This is a genomic window from Cedecea sp. B1(4) (assembly GCF_059414925.1).
This window is the reverse complement of record NZ_JCAHMZ010000330.1, coordinates 1-376: the sequence shown is the minus strand read 5'-3', so window position 1 is coordinate 376 and position 376 is coordinate 1. Positions and strand designations below refer to the sequence as shown.

General features: G+C 69.1%; 1 protein-coding gene. It reads left to right on the top strand.

Annotation, left to right across the window (positions count from 1 at the left end; genetic code table 11):
• Window positions 1-122 precede the first annotated feature (122 nt).
• Window positions 123-376 (top strand): hypothetical protein (locus ACR6JA_RS23165; protein WP_494599866.1); only part of this gene is annotated, 254 nt, incomplete at its 3' end.

Sequence of the window (376 nt, the reverse complement as noted above, 5' to 3'; positions counted from 1 at the left end):
GTTCCTCGTCGGTGCCGTAGGCCACCAGGCGCGATTCGGCGCCCTGCGAGATCGCGTCGGCCAGGATCAGCGCGGCGGGACGGGCGACGCGCGACAGGCGCACTTCGTCGATGGCGCCGCATGTGTACGCGCCGTTCGTCGGCGCCATCGACGAAGTGCGCCTGTCGCGCGTCGCCCGTCCCGCCGCGCTGATCCTGGCCGACGCGATCTCGCAGGGCGCCGAATCGCGCCTGGTGGCCTACGGCACCGACGAGGAACAGTCGGGCTTCGGCTTCGGCGGCCTGGGCTTCCTGCTCAAGGCGGTGCCGATCGACGCCTGGGTCATCATCGCCATCCTGGTGCTGATGATGGTGCAGTCGTGGATCATCATGATCAA